At 56.3% G+C, this 17,092-nt stretch carries 20 protein-coding genes; 14 read left to right on the top strand and 6 right to left on the bottom strand.

The features are described 5' to 3' along the window. A partial coding sequence (locus ACR0NN_RS25015) for a helix-turn-helix domain-containing protein (RefSeq protein WP_480685841.1) occupies nucleotides 1-100 on the bottom strand: 100 nt, incomplete at its 3' end. 93 nt (nucleotides 101-193) lie between these two features. Here ACR0NN_RS25015 and ACR0NN_RS25010 point away from each other — a divergent pair. The 8 genes from ACR0NN_RS25010 (at nucleotide 194) to ACR0NN_RS24975 (ending at nucleotide 7,033) form a co-directional block, all read left to right on the top strand. Further along, a complete protein-coding gene (locus ACR0NN_RS25010; RefSeq protein ID WP_480685840.1) occupies nucleotides 194-1,477 on the top strand; it encodes a tetratricopeptide repeat protein in 1,284 nt (427 codons plus the stop codon). A gap of 447 nt (nucleotides 1,478-1,924) precedes the next feature. Further along, the gene (locus ACR0NN_RS25005) at nucleotides 1,925-3,115 is read left to right on the top strand and encodes a winged helix-turn-helix domain-containing protein (protein WP_170687554.1); all 1,191 of its coding nucleotides are present in this window, start codon (nucleotides 1,925-1,927) and stop codon (nucleotides 3,113-3,115) included. Nucleotides 3,116-3,235: 120 nt separating this feature from the next. Beyond that, on the top strand, nucleotides 3,236-3,895 hold the full coding sequence (locus tag ACR0NN_RS25000; RefSeq protein ID WP_170727998.1) for a peroxiredoxin: 660 nt from the start codon (nucleotides 3,236-3,238) through the stop codon (nucleotides 3,893-3,895). 22 nt (nucleotides 3,896-3,917) lie between these two features. Further along, nucleotides 3,918-4,808 carry a sulfurtransferase gene (locus ACR0NN_RS24995; protein ID WP_170727999.1) on the top strand — a complete coding sequence of 297 codons (891 nt, stop codon included), beginning with the start codon at nucleotides 3,918-3,920 and terminating at the stop codon, nucleotides 4,806-4,808. A gap of 65 nt (nucleotides 4,809-4,873) precedes the next feature. Next, a complete protein-coding gene (locus ACR0NN_RS24990; protein WP_170687551.1) occupies nucleotides 4,874-5,425 on the top strand; it encodes a GNAT family N-acetyltransferase in 552 nt (183 codons plus the stop codon). Then, the gene (locus ACR0NN_RS24985; protein WP_480685837.1) at nucleotides 5,422-6,180 is read left to right on the top strand and encodes a CPBP family glutamic-type intramembrane protease; all 759 of its coding nucleotides are present in this window, start codon (nucleotides 5,422-5,424) and stop codon (nucleotides 6,178-6,180) included. Before ACR0NN_RS24990 ends, ACR0NN_RS24985 begins: the two co-directional genes overlap by 4 nt. Nucleotides 6,181-6,215: 35 nt before the next feature. Next, on the top strand, nucleotides 6,216-6,704 hold the full coding sequence (locus ACR0NN_RS24980) for a GNAT family N-acetyltransferase (RefSeq protein WP_170728001.1): 489 nt from the start codon (nucleotides 6,216-6,218) through the stop codon (nucleotides 6,702-6,704). Nucleotides 6,705-6,838: 134 nt separating this feature from the next. After that, nucleotides 6,839-7,033: a YjiS-like domain-containing protein gene (locus tag ACR0NN_RS24975; protein WP_170728002.1), complete on the top strand. Its 195-nt coding sequence runs from the start codon at nucleotides 6,839-6,841 to the stop codon at nucleotides 7,031-7,033. A 130-nt stretch (nucleotides 7,034-7,163) separates the two neighbouring features. Here the strand turns inward: ACR0NN_RS24975 and ACR0NN_RS24970 are convergent, their stop codons facing one another. Both ACR0NN_RS24970 and ACR0NN_RS24965 read right to left on the bottom strand, forming a co-directional pair. Continuing rightward, entirely contained in the window at nucleotides 7,164-8,378 is a 1,215-nt protein-coding gene (locus tag ACR0NN_RS24970; protein ID WP_480685835.1) for a winged helix-turn-helix domain-containing protein, read from the bottom strand. A gap of 174 nt (nucleotides 8,379-8,552) precedes the next feature. Next, nucleotides 8,553-9,473, bottom strand: coding sequence for a LysR family transcriptional regulator (locus ACR0NN_RS24965; protein WP_170687546.1), 921 nt, complete (start codon nucleotides 9,471-9,473; stop codon nucleotides 8,553-8,555). 115 nt (nucleotides 9,474-9,588) lie between these two features. Here ACR0NN_RS24965 and ACR0NN_RS24960 point away from each other — a divergent pair, with 115 nt between their 5' ends. The 4 genes from ACR0NN_RS24960 to ACR0NN_RS24945 all read left to right on the top strand — a co-directional run bounded on the left by ACR0NN_RS24960 (nucleotide 9,589) and on the right by ACR0NN_RS24945 (nucleotide 12,476). After that, nucleotides 9,589-10,539: a glutathione S-transferase C-terminal domain-containing protein gene (locus ACR0NN_RS24960; protein ID WP_170728003.1), complete on the top strand. Its 951-nt coding sequence runs from the start codon at nucleotides 9,589-9,591 to the stop codon at nucleotides 10,537-10,539. After that, a complete protein-coding gene (locus ACR0NN_RS24955) occupies nucleotides 10,539-11,468 on the top strand; it encodes a DMT family transporter (protein ID WP_170687544.1) in 930 nt (309 codons plus the stop codon). The genes ACR0NN_RS24960 and ACR0NN_RS24955 overlap by 1 nt, the downstream gene beginning before the upstream one ends. Before the next feature lie 39 nt (nucleotides 11,469-11,507). Then, nucleotides 11,508-11,885: a nuclear transport factor 2 family protein gene (locus tag ACR0NN_RS24950; RefSeq protein ID WP_170511100.1), complete on the top strand. Its 378-nt coding sequence runs from the start codon at nucleotides 11,508-11,510 to the stop codon at nucleotides 11,883-11,885. 93 nt (nucleotides 11,886-11,978) lie between these two features. After that, nucleotides 11,979-12,476, top strand: a complete 498-nt coding sequence (locus ACR0NN_RS24945) for a DUF6653 family protein (RefSeq protein WP_170683958.1) — start codon at nucleotides 11,979-11,981, stop codon at nucleotides 12,474-12,476. Between the two features lie 67 nt (nucleotides 12,477-12,543). Here ACR0NN_RS24945 and ACR0NN_RS24940 read toward each other — a convergent pair whose 3' ends face one another. Continuing rightward, entirely contained in the window at nucleotides 12,544-13,143 is a 600-nt protein-coding gene (locus tag ACR0NN_RS24940) for an HdeD family acid-resistance protein (RefSeq protein ID WP_170687543.1), read from the bottom strand. A 20-nt stretch (nucleotides 13,144-13,163) separates the two neighbouring features. Next, entirely contained in the window at nucleotides 13,164-13,475 is a 312-nt protein-coding gene (locus ACR0NN_RS24935) for a hypothetical protein (protein WP_170347612.1), read from the bottom strand. A gap of 163 nt (nucleotides 13,476-13,638) precedes the next feature. Here ACR0NN_RS24935 and ACR0NN_RS24930 point away from each other — a divergent pair, with 163 nt between their 5' ends. Both ACR0NN_RS24930 and ACR0NN_RS24925 read left to right on the top strand, forming a co-directional pair. Next, a complete protein-coding gene (locus ACR0NN_RS24930) occupies nucleotides 13,639-15,231 on the top strand; it encodes a tetratricopeptide repeat protein (RefSeq protein WP_480685831.1) in 1,593 nt (530 codons plus the stop codon). A gap of 97 nt (nucleotides 15,232-15,328) precedes the next feature. Then, nucleotides 15,329-15,559 (top strand): hypothetical protein, encoded by a 231-nt coding sequence (locus tag ACR0NN_RS24925; RefSeq protein WP_170728004.1) that lies wholly within the window; start codon nucleotides 15,329-15,331, stop codon nucleotides 15,557-15,559. Between the two features lie 299 nt (nucleotides 15,560-15,858). On the opposite strand, the gene ACR0NN_RS24920 is transcribed toward ACR0NN_RS24925, so the two are convergent. Next, entirely contained in the window at nucleotides 15,859-16,647 is a 789-nt protein-coding gene (locus ACR0NN_RS24920; protein WP_170687541.1) for a VOC family protein, read from the bottom strand. Between the last annotated feature and the right edge of the window lie 445 nt (nucleotides 16,648-17,092).

Raw genomic sequence — 17,092 nt, 5'->3', positions numbered from 1 at the left:
TCCAGACCCGGCCGGGGTGTGGACGGCGATTTTCAAGCCCCGCTTCACCAAACGCCTCATAGCGGGCACACCAGCGGTAGAACGTGGTCTTGCCGCTCATCTCGGAGAAATTGTTGAGGATGATGCAGATATGTACGGTGCCGGCATAAACATTACCGCGCGCCTCCAGACAGAGGCCCCGCCAGGCGGCTTAATGATTTCAGAGGATCTGCGCAGGCAGTTGGATGACCGGCTTGCAAAGGGCTTTAGCGACGCAGGTACATTTGAACTCAAGAATGTCGCGCATCCAGTAACCGGGTTTCAATGGCGACCGACCAAACTTCAGACTACACGCATTGATGCTGTGCCCGTAATTGCGGTCGAAGATGTCAAAACAGCACCAGAAACCCGCGAGACACTTGAAGCCGGGGCTGATTTACAAGACCAACTTGTCCACAATCTGTCGCGACGTACCGGAGTAAGAGTTCTTGCCGCAGACGAGTCTGTCAACTCTGAAGCAACCTACAGTCTTAGGTGCCGGCTTCGCACCCGTGCAACGGCTGCAAGGATCACAGCCAGTCTTGTCCGCCGCAGCGACGGGCAAGTTACATGGTCGCGGGTATTCGAAGGAGATGCGCAGGATCTGTTTGAGGTAACAGACCGGGCCGCTGAACAGCTCTCGGACGCGTTGCGGCTTCAGATCAATGCCTTTGACGGTGAAAGACTGGCAAAATTGGCTGATGATCAGTTGAGCTCCAGCGAATTGAGGACTCGTGCTGCGATGCTTGTCTACCGCACCACGATTGCGGACTGTTTTCGTGCAATCGACCTTTTGGAGCGCGCGCTTCGCCTCGATCCGCGAAACGCATCTGGGCTTGCAATGTGGAGCGAGGCACAGTTGTGTGTGCTGGCGGCGTACTACAGGAGCGCTGATGCGGATCTACTGAAACGCATTCAGGAATGCTCTTACACAGCTGTTCAGCTTTCGCCGCGGTCCGATTACCCTTGGTATGTTCGCGCGCTAATACGTGCACGCCTCATAGGTGACGTTGACGGGGCAAGAAAGGACGTAGAACGCCTGACGCAACTTAATCCTGGCTATGAGCTTGGAATGGAGGCACGTGGTTACCTCGAGCTCATCGTCGGAAACTGGGAAATCGCCTCAAAATATTTCGCAGAGGCGGTCAGTCGTTCCGAAGACGATCCCTATCTACCCTACCGTCTTTATCCGCTTGCCGTTGCGCGAATGATGAACGGACAGGCTGAACTGGCACTTTCAGCAATAACGGAAGCGACCGAATTACGGCCATCTTGTCAGCATTTCTGGCTTGTCAAAGCCTGGGTCCTAAGGGAATCCGGCAAAACCCACGAAGCAGTTGAAGCCGCATTCGCGGCGGAAACCGCGTCCGGCAAGGTAGACGTGCTGGCACCGGACTTAAAGTTGCCCGAAGACATTCGAGAAGCGATTGGACTACCCGACAGGCCGATCGAAGCCTAGCGTTCGGAGATGCGTTCTAAGCGCAGCAAGAAGCCGAATACACCCGCTTGGCGATCAGTCAATATCAGAGAAAGCGCAGCATCAGTCCGGGCTTCAAGTTATGCATTCTGAACTCAAGCCCATCGGCGGACATTCAATGACCGTCGGCCCAATATGATGCCCCGTTCACTTTGCGTCTTGGAAAATGATGCCAAAAGTATGGCGAATCCATTTTTTCTGGTCGAGAAACCCCGTGCCGCTTCGTTACTCGGTATTCGCAGAGCATTTCGGGGTACTGAATACCCGCCCCCATTTGCTCGACCCAGAGTTGGAAATCGCTTGCCTTCCCAGTGGCTTCGTCCGGCATCACAAGAAATTGTTTAAATACCTCTCTTGGGTGAGGTATTCTCGACTTTTGTCTAGCAATATGCGCGCGCATATTCTGCCAAATTTATTCTGGTGAATTTAATGCAACTATTGATCGATGATTGGCGTGTGGACGTAGCCGCAAGAACGGCGACACGCGGGGGCGAGAAAAGACAGCTTTCGCCTCGGGCAATCAAGCTACTGCAAATCTTGGCACAGGCGGAAGGCGCGGTGGTATTGCGCGACCAGCTTCTGGAACAAATTTGGCCCAACGTGTTTGTAAGCGACGAAAGCCTGACTCAGGTCGTTTCCGAGCTTCGCCGTGTCTTGAGGGACCGTGACATCGTCGCGACCGTGCCGCGCGGCGGCTACCGCTTGACGCGGCCGGTACGCGAACGGGCACGTGATGGTTTCGAGTTAACGGAACTGGATACATCGGGGCTGGAGGCCAGAGCCCTTTGTCTGGAGGCCAGGGATGAGCTCGTGCGTTGCGGACCCGGTGCCATTCAGCATGCTGAGACCCTAACGGCCGAGGCTATAGACCTCTCTCCAAACTCATCCGAAATCCGCACGGAGCGCGCTGTCGCCCTCATCCGGTCGCACCTGTACTGGTCCGAGGGACGCAACACGCTGCCCCAAGCGCTATGCGACGCGCAGTTTGCCGTTCGGGTTGCCCCAACCTCTGCGCCAGCCCATTCCGCATTAGGGTATGCCCACAGTTCGGCGGGCCATTGGGACGCGGCAGAGGCCGCCCATCAGCGGGCTTTGGCCTCAGACCCATATTGCGCTTCGGCCTACCACTTTGCGGCCTGGTTCCTGATGTCGCGCCGACGTCTTCGCCCTGCCATCAGGTTCTTTGAACAGGTTGGCAATCTGGAACCGGCGAACATCAAGGGCTATCTCCATGCAGCCCAGTTGTCGTCTGTGCGCGAGCCTGAGCGCTGTCGGCGCAATGCGGAACGCGTTCTGGTGCGCGCCAGGCACCGATTTGAGGCCGACCCATCGGACACACGGGCCCTTGTGGCGATCGCATGTGCGATGGCGTTGCTTGGCGAGAACGCATCCGCGTTTGCCACAATTGAATCGATTGACACGACTGGCAGCGCGCAAGCCGTTTATCTGGCGTCCGCGCTGTCGACGATAGGGGAAAGAGATCGGGCAATCTTGACGCTCGAGGAACTGTTCGACCACGGTTGGCGGGATCTGGATTGGCTCTTTGTCGATCCAGCATTCGTATCCTTGTCATCGGATCGCCGGTTCACACGGATGCGCGACAGCCTCAAAGCGGCTTGAGACACGTTTCAGAACTCCTTCAGATTTCTTTCAGGTATCGATGCGGCGCCGCGTTTAGGTGACCGGAACCGGCCCGTTTCGTCGGGCAAATTCTGACAAGAGATTTAGGAAGGAAGAAAGATGCCTCTGGCGATCAACAGCGAAGCGCCGAATTTTCTGGCCAATTCAACCGAAGGCATGATCCATTTCCACAATTGGATCGGAGACAGCTGGTGCGTTCTGTTCTCGCACCCAAAGGACTTTACTCCGGTTTGCACAACCGAACTGGGTGTCGTGGCGCGCATGAAGGCCGATTTCGAACGCCGCGGGGTCAAGATTATCGGCCTGTCGATAGACCCGGTCGAAGAACACGAACGCTGGGCCGAGGACATTTGCTCGGCAACAGGACAAGCGCCGAACTACCCTTTGGTTGGCGACAGCGATCTGAAGATTGCCAAGCTGTACGGCATGTTGCCTGCGGACACGGGCGGGTCAGCCGGGGCCAGAACTGCAATGGACAACGCAACAGCACGAACGTTGTTCATCATTGGTCCCGACAAGAAAATCAAACTGACGATCTCTTACCCGATGACCACCGGGCGCGATTTCAACGAAGTGCTGCGTGTTATCGACAGCCTGCAACTGACCGCACGTCAGCAGCTGGCGACACCCGCAAACTGGAAGCAGGGCGAAGATGTCGTGATCGTCCCATCCGTTTCGGATGAGGAAGCACGCAAGCGGTACCCAGATGGCTGGAAGGCACCTGTGCCGTACCTCCGTCTTGTGGAAATGCCCCTTTAACGAAAGACTTTGGAGAAGACTTATGGAACCGAAACTGAGCCGCAGAGCCTTCGGTGCTCTTGCTCTGAGCACGACAGTCCTGGCCATCCCAAAACTCGGCCGTGCAATGACGCAAGAGTATGCAAACCCGAGCCTTTTGGTTGAACCGGAAGACCTGGCCAAAACCCTGTCATCCACGCCAGATGTGGACTTTGTGTTGGTCGACGTGCGCCCCCTCGAAGAATACGACGCGGGCCACGTTCCAGGTGCGCGGCATCTTGATCCAAACGCCGTGGTGGCAAAACAAAGCCCCGTTCCTGGAGCGTTGCAGAGTTTTGCCGATATCGAAGCACTGCTGGGCAATATAGGCATATCTGCCGACCGCAGGATTGTCTTTTACGACGATCGGGGCGGCTTCCACGCCGCGCGCATGCTGTGGTTGATGGAGTATATGGGTCATCGCGACGTCGCTGTGCTGAACGGTGGTTGGTCGTCGTGGCTGGAGGTCGGCGGAACGGCATCCACCGATCCCGAGCCATATGACACCGCGGTTTTTCAAGCGGCGCTTAGCCCGCGACGCCATGCATCGGCTGCGGATGTTCTGAACCACCGCAATGCTTCAGACGCGGTGTTGATCGACGTTCGTCCCACCAAGATGTTTGACGAAGGCCATGTACCTTGGGCGGTCAACATCCCATGGGCCAAAAACCTTGGGGAAAACAGGCATTTTCTACCAACGGAAGAGCTGTTAGCGCATTTTGAGGACAATGGTGTGACTTCTGAGAACGACGTCATTATGCACTGTCAAAATGGGCTCGCATCAGCACATAGCTACGTTGCTCTGCGCCTTATGGGGTTCCCGCGTGTGCGGGTGTATCATAGGTCGTGGGCAGAATGGGGCAGTGATCCTGCGCTTCCCAAGGCCACATCCTGACAAAGCGGTGCGCGCTTCACAAAGGCGCGCACCAAGCACAATTTGAACCAGACCAAGCAGAACCGATGTTACCTGTTCTTAGATTCCACCGTGGCTGGTTGCGGCCAGTGAGCAGGGCTGATGCCGGCTTTTTGCGGGGACTTCTAAATCTGCCAGAGGTGCGCAGGTATCTTTGCGATGACAAGGTTCTTACTGAGATTGAAGTTGCTGCTTGGTTGTCTGAAAACGAAAAATTTGAAGCCCATGGTTTGGGTCTTTGGGTAATCGAAACAGAAACCCTTGGCGCGGTTGGACTGGCGGGTCTGACACCAGTCGCAGGCCCACACCAAAGCGATGCTGAGATGGCTGACAGGATTGAGCCAACTATCGCGCTCGAGCCAAGGGCCTGGGGTCAGGGATTGGCGCGGGCGACCTTGACCGCGCTGATCCAATATGCACGCGATGACTTGAAGCTGACCGGGCTCGCAGCCGCCGTGGATGCGCCAAACGCGGACTCACATCGAATGCTTATGGCCTGTGGATTTGAACGCTTTGGCGAGACCTCGGGCGTTTTGCATCAACTCATCCTCTACCGGCAGAGGTTTGTCCGACCTACCAATGGGACAGATACAGAATGATGCCCACACCCACGTATGGCTTCTTTGCGCTGACGTTCGCGCTTTCTGTTCCGTTTTGGGTTCTGGGCAGTATTACGGAAGATCCAATACTACCTGGTCTGCCTTCAAGCGCCTTGATGGTGCTGGCACCCGCTGTGGCCGCACTCCTGCTCGTGTTCAAGGAAGGTCGACTTCGGGCAGTATACCAGTTTCTCATGCGATTGATCGACTGCAATAAGATGACGCTTCGGGCCTGGGGTGTGTCTCTGGGGACTATGCCTGCGGTTATGATAGGATCGGGTGTTTGGCTTAATCTTGGCGGGCAAGACTTACCTGCACAACAAATAGACCCATCCCAAGTCTTGCTTCTTTTTGGGGTGTTCCTGATTGCCGCCATGGCTGAAGAATTGGGGTGGACCGCCTTTGCTACGCGGTCTTTGTGCACCCACCATGGGTGGGTTTTGGCGGGATCAATACTTGGGGTTGTTACAGTCCTCTGGCACATCATCCCCCTGATCCAAGTTGGACGGACATGGGATTGGATCTGGTGGTGGGCCTTGGGCTCGTTCGCGCGCCGAATTCTCATCTTATGGCTCTATGTCCGCGGTGGTTACAGCGTATTCTCGGCGTCGCTCTTTCACGCTATGAGCAATGTCAGTTGGATGATGTTCCCCGTTCAGGGATCGCATTTTAACCCACCAAGTGTTGCAATTATCTTGTGCGCGATTGTGTTGGCGGTTCTTACCGTAGAGGCACGATCGTTGCGATCCAGATAGTCTACGACGCGATTTACGGAACAAATGATGCTTTCATGACCCAGATCCAAATAGTTCAATATGACGCCTGTTACAGGAGCCAAGTGGTTCATCTCGCGCTGCGGGCTTGGACCGGTGTATTGGACAGGACTGCCGAGGAAGTACCGGATTTCGTTTTCGACGCATTCTACCCCGATGGATGGCGGGTCAGACAACGATACGATGTCGGCGACTTGCTGGACACTGAACCCCACAATGTCTGGGTCGCGCAGGCTGATCGGGTTGTCGTCGGCTTCATCGGGCTGCGTGTTCGTCCAGAGGATCGGATGGGAGAGATCGCGATCATCGCTGTCGACCCTGATCACCAAAGACGTGGTATTGCCAAGCGCATGATGCTTTTTGCAGAGAAGCACTTCTCAGCATTGGGCCTGTCGATGGTTATGGTCGAGACGATTGGCGGCAGCGCTCATCTACCTGCACGTCGTATCTATGAAACGTTTGGGTTCGAACAATGGCCGGTTGCGCGTTACTTCAAGAAACTCTGAACAGGTCGAATGAGCATCCTGAAGTTTGATTTGGGTCGAGTTTCAGAAGTTATTCAGCACAGTTTCAGGTCTTATTGGCACCTACCAAGCACCTTCTATGGGTAACTCGAAGAAAACCCGAAGGAGCTCATTAGATGGATAATGCAAGACCCCAAGCAGGGCGATCGGCTCAACACAGATCAAGTTTTCTTCGGCGCTTTCGCCATGCGCTTAAGGTGCGTCGACAGCGAAACGCGCTGAAGAACCTTGATGATCACGCGCTACGCGACATCGGTCTATCCAAAGGCCAAGCCCGAAGAGAAGCAAAGCGCAAAATGTGGGATTTCTAATAATAGCAAATCTGAAACAAGTGCACTTGCTGGACAGTATCACAGGTTCGTTCGGCGGAAGTTCATAGGTAAGCTCAGATGGCTTGCAATAGCTCCCAGGACGAATCCTTCTGCAGAAGCGTACGCTGTTTTAGGCCGCAGCAATCGGAGCCGCGAGGCGTTGAAACCTTCGGTTGGTCCGCAACCCAGTAACCATGGGCTCTTGTTGCAGCCAGCGGCCATGCCGAAATCCCTCATCAAGGGCGTTTTCGAGCGCATCCAATGCACGCGTCTCATCTTGCAAAAGTGCATAGCCAAAGAAGTCGTGAATCAAGCAAATTGACTGAGTGAAGCGTGGCTTTGAAAGGAGGCTCCACGCTCGTTCTGGTTCCCCCGCAAGCGCGAGTGCCGGGCCAAGTGTATATCGTGATCGCGGCTCGTCGGAATCCTCAGAAAGCCGTCTCTCCAAAGCCCTAACGCAACGCTTCGCGATTGCCGATGCCTGAGCGACATCGAGAAAAAAGGCGGCGCGCGCCGCCAGAAAAAGCGGTCTAGACGGATCCGGGACAAGTTCAGAAGATCGAAGGGCCAAGTTTGCGGCATTGCGGTAGTCGCCTGCCACAAATGCGACCCGTGCAGCAAGGTAATGGGCTTCACCACTTTTGTCTGAATGCGCCAGGCCCTTTGCCAAAGCTGTGTATGCGCCGGAACCACCTTCGAATGCACCCATCGTAAACCCATGGGCAGCATGCGCCAGAGAATTTTGAGGGGACAGCGCAACTGCTCTTTCAGCGTGTTCACTGGCAGTCTGCATGTTTTCCGGATTGGCCGCTGAATAAAGAACCGCATGCACTAACATGACCGCGCAGGTTGCGTGCGCCCAAGATGAATCCGGTGCGAGACCAACAGCTTCCTTTGCGCACTCGTACGCAATGATTGGTGCGTCGGCGTCACCTCTGACGAGCGTTGTTTGCGCCTCAAGCAATACGCAATACGCGTCAAGTGGTAGGGTTAGTTCATCCAAGTTGGGGAATGGAGAAACATCTTTGTCGAATATCGGTTGATCGCGCAACCGATACCCTGACTTGGGTATCGTCTCGATCAATGACCGATCAGCGCCAATATTCGTAAGTCCACGCCTGATTTCGGTAATTGCTTGTGTTAGGCTTTCATCAGTGACTATCACATCTGGCCAAACGGTCTCTAAAAGAGTGGCACGAGAGACGACCTGCTTATTCGCTTGGGCAAGAACCTTAAAAACGCTCATTGCGCGTGGCGACAAGGTGACCTCAGTCGCGTTTGCAATGAGGCGGCGTGATGATGTGACTACACGCAGATCAGCAATTTGGAACTCAGATGCTAACATGTTCTTGGCTTGAAAGTGAAAGATCTTGAAGCGGCATCATAATAGCGCGCAGAAGATGAGGATGCGACCGATATTCCAATCTTAAACCTAACACCAAGAACTAATCGGTTATAGGAACGTCAGCCTCCCCAACCAAATCGGTCCGGATTGATTGAGTATCTTTGGCCCTTGCCCCTAAAGCGGACCTGCATCCATATCCCAATAAGGCACGTCGTGCCCGATGCGTTCTACGACGAAATCCAAAAACGCGCGAACTTTCGCTGGCATGTGCTTTCGTTCAGGGAAGACTGCGTACAGCGCCTGTTCAGGCAGGCGATACTCGGGCAGCACCCTGACCAGACGGCCACTGGTCAAGTGGGCTCCGGCAATAAAGGTCGGCAGGCGGCCGATACCAAGACCGTCAAGCAGCACGGTGCACAGGGCTTCACTGTTGTTCACGCGCAGAACACCAGATGTCTGAACGCGCATGTCACCCGCGGGCCCGGCTAAGCGCCATTCCGAAGGGTCGCGCGAATAGGCGTAGTGAAGGCAGGAATGCGCCAGAAGATCCTCAGGTGTTTCTGGCGTTCCGGACTGCGCAAGATAGTCCGGCGCAGCGACAATCACGCTGTGGATCGGGGCGAGTTTGCGTGCGATCAGGGCCGAGTTCGGCAACGTTCCGGCGCGTAAGGCCACGTCGATGCCCCCTTCGACGAGATCGACAAATTTGTCATCCATCGTCAGGTCAATTCTGATCCCCGGATATTGCCTGAGGAATGCAGCAATCATAGGCGCAACATGCAGTTGTCCAAAGGACATGGGTGTACTGAGCCTTAGTAATCCAACCGGTTGCCCCTGCAACGCCGCAACTGCGTCTTCGGCGTCCTGCGCTGCGTCAAGCGCCTGCGCCGCGTGGGCCAGATAGATTTCGCCCGCCTCGGTAAGGGAAATGGACCGCGTCGACCGATGAAAGAGCTGCGTTCCCAGATGGGCCTCCAGCACGCCGATCCGCTTGCTGACCGCTGATTTTGTAAGACCCAGATGCCGGGCGGCGGCTGCGAACCCGCCATGGTCCGCCACAGCAACAAAAACGGGGATAGCGCCAATTTCAGTCATGTTTTGCGATCCTTTGGGCGAATTTTTCTCACCTATAAGTTTCAAATTCACACGATTATCATCTAATAGAAAGCCTAATAGGTATCTGCATGTCCTGTTAACGCCGGAGGCTGACATGCCCAAGATGCTCATCAACGGAATACTGCGTGATAAACCACCGGCCAAGGACGGTCGTTTTCACCGCCTGCAAAGCCCATTCACGAGCCACATCAGCGTGCAACCGGGCGCCCCGTTTCCGAACACGCCCGGCCGGTACCACCTTTACCTGTCCAAAGCCTGCCCCTGGTGTCATGGCGTCGATCTGATTCTAACTTTGAAACGCTTACGCAATGCGTTCAGCATCACATGGATGGACCCGGTCATGTCGGAAAACGGCTGGGTCATCGACCGGACGCTGTTCAACGATCAAAGCGGTGTAGAACGCACCCGCTTCCTTTACGAAGTCTATCAGCACGCCAAGCCGGATTACACGGGTCCGATCAGCGTGCCTGTGCTACTGGACACGGATACAGGCCGGATCGTCAGCACCGAATCGGCCGAGATCATGCGCATGCTTCAGACGGCGTTTCCCGATACCGCGGGACCCGATCTTCGCCCGTCCCATCTTTGCGACGAAATCGACCGGATCGCCGAACAAATTCAGTCACCGATCCGCGAAGGCGTCTATCGCGCCGGGTTTGCAACCAGCCAGATCGCGTATGGCGAGGCCGTAACGGCGCTCTTTGCCTGCCTCGACGCGATTGAAGAAACGCTTGGCCAACGCCGGTTCCTAGCCGGAGACGTGCTGACAGAGGTTGACCTGAAGCTGTTTCCGACACTTCTGCGGTTTGACCCGGTCTATGTGACCCACTTCAAGACCGACTACAAACGCATCAGCGACTATGTTGCCCTGTCCCGCTATCTGGCCGACATCATGCGGTTGCCGGGCGTGGCTGACACTGTGGACATGGCCCATATCCGTCAGCACTACTTCCTCAGCCATCGGCACATCAACCCCAGCGGAATTATCCCGATCGGCCCGGCTTCTCTGCGCTTAACCGATGTGCCGGAAATGGGGGCCGCGTGATGCCTGATATTGTCAGAAGATCCCCTGTATCCGCGCTGATCATGGCCATCGGTGTCCTGGTGGGGGTCAGTTTCACTTTGTCCAAATTCGTCTCGATGGCAGGAATATCAGCTCTGACCGCTTTGTTCTGGCAGGTTTTGCTGGCCAGCATCGCGCTGTTGGCGTTGTGTTTGCTGTCGCAGAAGCGCGTGGCGCTCAACGCGCGGCACATTCCCTATTATGTCGGCGCCGGAGTTTTCGGTGTCAGCGGCCCCGCTGTGATCGGGTTTCTGGTGCTGGAGCATGTGAGCCTTGGGTTCTATTCCGCCCTCGTCACGCTGTCACCGCTGTTTACCTTTGCGATAACGGCACTGATCGCGCGCAGGATGCTGCCGTTGCACCGCCTGGTTGGTATTCTGATCGGCCTTGCCGGGGTCAGCCTTGCCACCATGGGTGGGTTTGACCTGTCGGGAGTCGAGCCGGCGTGGATTGCCCTGTCGCTTTTGGGGCCCTTGTTTCTGGCCTGCGGCAACGTCTTTCGCAGCTATGCCTACCCGCCCGGCGGCGATCCGTTGGGGCTGGCGACCGGAACGCTTCTGTCACAGCTGTTGCTGATTTCCGCCCTGATACTGGGACGCGGCACCACAATCAGCGACGTCTCGGTGCCCCCTGCCCTGCTTGGCGCAATCTTCGGCATCGGATCCATCACTGCGCTCAGCTATGCGCTGACCTTCGAAGTACAGCGGCGCACGGATGGCGTTGGGTTCGCCCAGGTCGGCTATTTTGCCACGCTTTCCGGCATCGCAATCGGGGCAATTGTCTTTCGGGAACCTCTTGGCCTTGGGCTGCTGGGGTCCCTCGCAATCCTGTTCCTTGGGCTAGCCGTCACCAACGGTCACCTGAAACTCCCGCCGGTCCTGCACCGACGGTCACAGGCCAACCAGACTTAGACCCACCGATAACTTTCAAACAGAAAAGGAAACCAAAACATGCAAATCACTGCCCCCACCACAGCGGCCCACGCGCCCCGGATCGCATCCCTTTACACCGCTGTTGACGCGCTGGACGAAGCCGGCGTTGTCGAGCATGTCACCGAAGACGTGCAGTTCCAGCTTGGCAATTTCGAACAGATTGACGGGCGCACAGCCGTGCAAGCCGCGAACGCAGGGTTCTTTGCCACGATCCAGGGTATGCAACATACCATCACCGGCATCTGGTCCAGCGGCGATACTGCGTTCTGCGACGGCACCGTTCACTATACGCGCAAGGACCAAAGCACGCACGACGTGCGCTTTGCTGCACGGTTCAACTTTCGCGAGGACAGGATCGCGGATTACCGGGTGTATGTGGATATCTCCGGTCTTTGATGCCTTTGGCCAGGGCTGCGCGCGTTGCCTGCCGCTCTGGCCGACACGGGCAGAAACGGCCATAATTGCGATCCAGCTTCGGAAGAGGGTTCGATGACCGATCGCAGCATTCTGGAACAGCTCATGACGATGTCCGACGACGTCTGGGACCGGCACACCAACCCGTGGAGCGGCTGGAGCCGCCTGAGCATCCCGCCCCTGTTCGTTCTGGCCGTCTGGAGCCGGGTTTGGCTGGGCTGGTGGTGCCTTGTTCCGGTCGTTGTTGTTGTATTCTGGACATGGTGGAACCCCCGCGCCTTCCGCAAAACGGGCAATCCGGAAAACTGGATGTCCAAAGGTGTACTTGGGGAACGGATCTGGCTTGCGCGCGCGAAATCGCCGATCCCTGCAAGGCACCGCCGGATGCCTCTTATTCTGGCCGCAGTCAGCGCGGTCGGAATCGGCCCCTTGGTCTGGGGGCTTTGGCAGCTTCAATTCTGGCCGACGCTTCTGGGGTTGCTGCTGGTTATGGGTGGGAAGCTGTGGTTTCTGGACCGCATGGTCTGGCTGTTTGAAGACACTCGGGCAGCAAGCACCTGGCAAGGAAAATAGCGGCGCTGTGAAAACGGAAAGCAGGAGCATCAGATGCCCCTGCCATTCCGGGTCTGCCAGGACACGCTTAAGCTTGTGGACCCCCATGCGCCGAGGGCCGCTGCGACAGCCCCAAAGACATCAGGGACACACCGGCGAAAATCAGGTTCAGGCCGGCAAGAACCCCCAGCAGAACAAGGGACGAGCCATTGACGATACCGGTCAGGATCAGGCCGCCAAGCAGGATGGCCATCGCGCCGGACGAAATCATCAGCGCCATGGGCCGCTCCTGACGCGACCGAATGGCAATTACGATCCGCAACACACCTTCGGCCAGAAAAACCGCGCCAAGCGCAAGGGTCAGTGCCAGAACGCCGCCGAACGGATCAAGCAACAGAACAAGCCCCGCAAGCGCGTTCAGAACACCGATGGCCAACAGCCAGAAGAACCCTTTCCACGCCTTTTCCGCAAATGCCTGAATCGCTGTGACGATGCCTCCGCCCAGCAGGGCCACGCCGACAAAGGCTTCGACGGCCAGCGTGGACATCAGCGGGTAGGCGATGGCGCACAGCCCTACACAGAGCATGGCGACGCCGAGCACAATCAGCCAGACCGGTCTAGGCTGCCAACCGGCGGCCTCTTCCATGAGCGCGGGTTTCGGCACGGTTTCATTAACTGAATCAGTCATGTCGACCTCCGGGATCAGGGTCAGGCGACCGACTTGTCGAGATGATCACGATAGGCGGCAACGGCGGCGTGCAAGGCTTCCCAATGGTTCTTCGCCTGATCATGCGCGTCCGTCACAGCGTCTTCGCCTTCTTTCTGGATGCGATCGGCAAGGTCAGTGACCTTGTCTTTTGCTTCTTGCAGATCGGATTGCAGCTTTGTCACCTGCTCCTGGGTCCACTTGTCGGTCGCGTCGCCCGCGTCCTTGACCTTCTGTTCGAACGATTTTAGCTCGTCCTCGACACGGGCATAGTCGTCTTTGGCTTTCTGTACGAATTCGGAAAATGTTGTCATGGTTCAGTCCTTTCATGGGTCATATATTCGCGGGGCCCGTTTGAGCGCCATGACCCGGACCCTCACAGATCCCCGGCCCGCGTCCGAGTGAGTCACGGTTAAACCGCCGCGCTGTCTTGTGACGCGGCCCGTCATCGGACAAAGTTGGGCGACGGAGGGAAACATGCTTGCCGAAGTAAGCTCTGCCATAGATCCGCGCGCAATTCAGGAACAGCTGAAGCGCATCCTCGTCAGTCCGCACTTCGCGGATACCACGCGCCTGAACCGCTTTCTGTCGCATATTGTGAGCGAAGCGCTGGCCGGACGATCCGAGACGCTGAAAGGGTATGCAATCGGCATTGACGTATTCGACAAGCCCGAGGATTTCGACCCCACCATCGACACGATCGTTCGGGTTCAGGCCAATAAAATGCGCAGCCGGCTGGATCTCTATTACGCTCAGGAAGGGCGCGAGGACCCGGTTCGAATACATATTCCCAAGGGGTCCTACGCCCCGGTTTTTGAGATCGCGTTTGACCCCGAACGCCGGACCGATGCCGAAACGCCCCCGGCGCCAACCGGACGGGTCGCGGTGGCCGTGATGCCCTTTGACAACTTGAGCGGAGACCCGTCGCAGGAATATCTGGCCGATGGGTTTACCGAGGAAATCATCTCGGCCATCGCCCGGTTTCGCGAGGTGAGCGTGTTGTCCCGGCACGTCACCTTTCGCTTTCGCGGGCGCGGCCGCGATCCGCGCGCAGTCGGTGGCGAACTGGAAGTCCAATATCTGGTCGAAGGCAGCGTACGTCATTGGAACAACAAGCTGCGCGTGACCGCCCAGTTGATTGATGCGGAAACCGGTCAACAGGTTTTCGCCGACACTTATGACCGCGACCTGAGCGCGGACAGCCTGTTTGAAATTCAGGACGACATCGCCGCACGGATCGCCACAGTAATTGCGGAACCTCACGGAGTGATCCATCGAACAGGCGCCGTGCAACGCAGAGCGCAGACGCACACCCTGGACGCCTATCAGTGCCGGTTGCTGGCCAGCGAATACTGGCGTGAACCCAACGCTGAAAAACACGGAAAAGTTCGCGACCTGCTGGAGCGCGCCGTTGAGATCGATCCCGAATATGCCGGCGCCTGGGGGATGCTCGCGATTGTCTACGGCGACGAAGTGCGCGGCGGGTTCAATTTTCGCAAGTCCCCCCCGCCCTTTGATCGCGCGCTGGAGGCCGCACAGCGGTCGGTCGCTCTGGATCCGTTGAATGCCACCGGCCAGCACGCTTTATTCCTAACCCATTTTCACCGCGGCGAGTTCGAGAGTTTTGAAGAGGCGGCAGATAAAGCCTTGCGGGCCAACCCGAACTATCCGGACATGTTGGCCGATCTGGCGGCCTGCTTTGCGTTACGCGGCGATCTTGAACAGGCCGCGAGACTGAGCGCCCGCGCGATCGGGCTGAGCCCCAACCCGCCCGGCTGGTACCACGCAAGCACGTTCCTGATCTGTTTCATGAAAGGTGATTACAGCGGCGCGCAGTCAGCGGCGCGCAAAGTCGGTGGTGGCATGTGGAATGGCTCTGAAGTGCTTGAGCTTATGTGCGTTCCTTACACGGAACCGGACGCCGACCTGGGTTCAACCCTGTTGGACCTGAAGGCCAACATTCCCGATGTAGACCGGTTTATCCGGACGCTCTACACGATCTGGCATGTGCCTAGGGACATCTCACAAAAAATGACTGAGGCACTGCGTGCAACCGGGGCGCTGGACTGAGGTCGGGCCGTCAGGATTTTAACGGTGACTCACTCTGCCCATCGTACGGCTGCCCGTAGGAAGGTTCTGAGATCGCAGTCAGACCCGGAAACGAACTATGCTTACTCTAACTCAGCGCCTTGATCTGATGAAACTGGCGACGGATATTGCAAAGACCAAAGCCAGCTGGTCCGAGGAAAAGCCAGCCAATCTGGAAGAGGAAGTCCTTTCTATATTCGAGCTGCTCAAGCCAAGTATAGAAAGCGGCGGCGCCTTTGAGAACACCAGCATGTCCGATGTGAAAACCGCCGTTGATGTCGCCTCAACCATCGACGGTTTCCTGGAATAGCCGGTACTTGTTTTCAAGGCCAAACAATGCCGTTTCGCATCAGGATGTTGCGTGCTCACAATTCTAACAACTATCAACTGCAATCGCCCCGACCCGAACCTCAAGTTTGGTTCTCGCACACTTCGCTAGCAGCGCTCTTTCCTGCCTTCGCTGCGATTGTGAAATCTGGCGCTAAATGTATTATCTCTAACGGGGAAAAGTGGAATTGCGTTACGCTTGTACCATAGTCAGATTTGAGATTTTTAACCCACTTGAGGATGCCGTTATAAACAATAGACTGCGAACCTTGCGACCGAGCATCAATTCTCGACGACACAGCACAATACCCCAGTTGCATCGCATACCAGACCCTTCTCAAAAGTGTTTTTATTATTCTGATGACGAGCAAGCACGGAACCTGGGCCTGAGTTGATCTTGCTCAGCGCGTTTTCGAGAAAGTCGACGCGAACACCCGGCGCCCACGCCACGTTGTTGTTGGGAACTGCAGGTTCCGCTGCACATATCGCAAACACTTCGTCTTTTAGACTAATTGTTCTCTGTGACGAAGGTACGTTTCTAGCAGGTGAGAGATTCCATCCGAACATTTGGTGGTAGAAGTTGTCCGGGAATACGCCGCTACGGGATAGGTAGTGTTCATGCGTAAACTGACGAGCGGGGACAGGGTATTCGTGCCTCGAAACTGATACACCGAAGAATGCGTCAAGCGGATCACGTAAGAGGCAGTTCCGACCAACCCCAGGAACTTCAAAGGGAGGTTTCACTACTGATCCTTCAAGCTTGACGGCGAGTTTGGCGGCCTGATCTACGTCTTCGACTTCAACATAAGGAATCCACCCTTCAAAGAGCACCTGATTTTGAGAAACAATCCCGGCCCCTGCCTCTCCATCGAGAGTGGCGAGGACAAAATCTCTATGGCCGCCACCCCATGCGAAATCTGTGGCGTGTTCGACAATATAGCTCCAACCTGCCACGCTTTCGTAAAATGACCTGGAAGCTTCCACATCAGGCGTGAAAAGATCGTGCCAGACAACTCGGCCAACTTTTTCTTTTGTCACCGCGACTTCATCCAAACTGTTTCCGTTCGCCATAACTCTCGTTTGCGGTCCAAATATTGATGCAGATCAATTTGCGCGGTTCTGGTCCGTGAAGTCACTTAATTCAGTGGCTCCGTTGGCGGTCAGCCATTCTGCAAATTTACCCATAGCATCCGTTGCGGGGCGATCCGAAGGCTAGGCGAAGCAATATTTACCAGCGTTAACGGCTTCACTGAAGGGTTGTATCAGGCGGCCGTGTTCGGTGTAGCGTTCGAACATGGGCACAGATAACAAGGCCGCCCCAGTACCAAAGGTGGCCAACTCGGCAAAGGCCACTGATCTGTCCAGAATTGGTCGCTTTACACGCGGGCAAATCGTTCCAACTGCTTCGAACCAACCTGGCCATCCGGCACCCTGAATCACGACGGCACTGCGTCGGCTGCATATTGCGACAGGAATTCCTCTGAGGGTGGGATCTGAGTGATAACATCAATCAGTA

This window comes from Ruegeria sp. BA2 (assembly GCF_056539605.1).
The sequence above is the reverse complement of the archived record's forward strand: the minus strand, read 5'-3'. Positions and strand labels throughout refer to the sequence as shown.

Excerpts from the sequence above, each read along its gene's own strand:
- ACR0NN_RS24935 (WP_170347612.1), bottom strand. The coding sequence starts at position 13,475 with ATGACAACATTTTCCGAATTCGTACAGAAAGCCAAAGACGACTATGCC.
- ACR0NN_RS25010 (WP_480685840.1), top strand. The coding sequence starts at position 194 with ATGATTTCAGAGGATCTGCGCAGGCAGTTGGATGACCGGCTTGCAAAG.
- ACR0NN_RS24950 (WP_170511100.1), top strand. The coding sequence starts at position 11,508 with ATGCAAATCACTGCCCCCACCACAGCGGCCCACGCGCCCCGGATCGCA.
- ACR0NN_RS24940 (WP_170687543.1), bottom strand. The coding sequence starts at position 13,143 with ATGACTGATTCAGTTAATGAAACCGTGCCGAAACCCGCGCTCATGGAA.
- ACR0NN_RS24955 (WP_170687544.1), top strand. The coding sequence starts at position 10,539 with ATGCCTGATATTGTCAGAAGATCCCCTGTATCCGCGCTGATCATGGCC.
- ACR0NN_RS25005 (WP_170687554.1), top strand. The coding sequence starts at position 1,925 with ATGCAACTATTGATCGATGATTGGCGTGTGGACGTAGCCGCAAGAACG.
- ACR0NN_RS24960 (WP_170728003.1), top strand. The coding sequence starts at position 9,589 with ATGCCCAAGATGCTCATCAACGGAATACTGCGTGATAAACCACCGGCC.
- ACR0NN_RS24985 (WP_480685837.1), top strand. The coding sequence starts at position 5,422 with ATGATGCCCACACCCACGTATGGCTTCTTTGCGCTGACGTTCGCGCTT.
- ACR0NN_RS24930 (WP_480685831.1), top strand. The coding sequence starts at position 13,639 with ATGCTTGCCGAAGTAAGCTCTGCCATAGATCCGCGCGCAATTCAGGAA.
- ACR0NN_RS24945 (WP_170683958.1), top strand. The coding sequence starts at position 11,979 with ATGACCGATCGCAGCATTCTGGAACAGCTCATGACGATGTCCGACGAC.
- ACR0NN_RS25000 (WP_170727998.1), top strand. The coding sequence starts at position 3,236 with ATGCCTCTGGCGATCAACAGCGAAGCGCCGAATTTTCTGGCCAATTCA.
- ACR0NN_RS24995 (WP_170727999.1), top strand. The coding sequence starts at position 3,918 with ATGGAACCGAAACTGAGCCGCAGAGCCTTCGGTGCTCTTGCTCTGAGC.
- ACR0NN_RS24920 (WP_170687541.1), bottom strand. The coding sequence starts at position 16,647 with ATGGCGAACGGAAACAGTTTGGATGAAGTCGCGGTGACAAAAGAAAAA.
- ACR0NN_RS24980 (WP_170728001.1), top strand. The coding sequence starts at position 6,216 with ATGACCCAGATCCAAATAGTTCAATATGACGCCTGTTACAGGAGCCAA.
- ACR0NN_RS24965 (WP_170687546.1), bottom strand. The coding sequence starts at position 9,473 with ATGACTGAAATTGGCGCTATCCCCGTTTTTGTTGCTGTGGCGGACCAT.
- ACR0NN_RS24970 (WP_480685835.1), bottom strand. The coding sequence starts at position 8,378 with ATGTTAGCATCTGAGTTCCAAATTGCTGATCTGCGTGTAGTCACATCA.
- ACR0NN_RS24990 (WP_170687551.1), top strand. The coding sequence starts at position 4,874 with ATGTTACCTGTTCTTAGATTCCACCGTGGCTGGTTGCGGCCAGTGAGC.
- ACR0NN_RS24975 (WP_170728002.1), top strand. The coding sequence starts at position 6,839 with ATGGATAATGCAAGACCCCAAGCAGGGCGATCGGCTCAACACAGATCA.
- ACR0NN_RS24925 (WP_170728004.1), top strand. The coding sequence starts at position 15,329 with ATGCTTACTCTAACTCAGCGCCTTGATCTGATGAAACTGGCGACGGAT.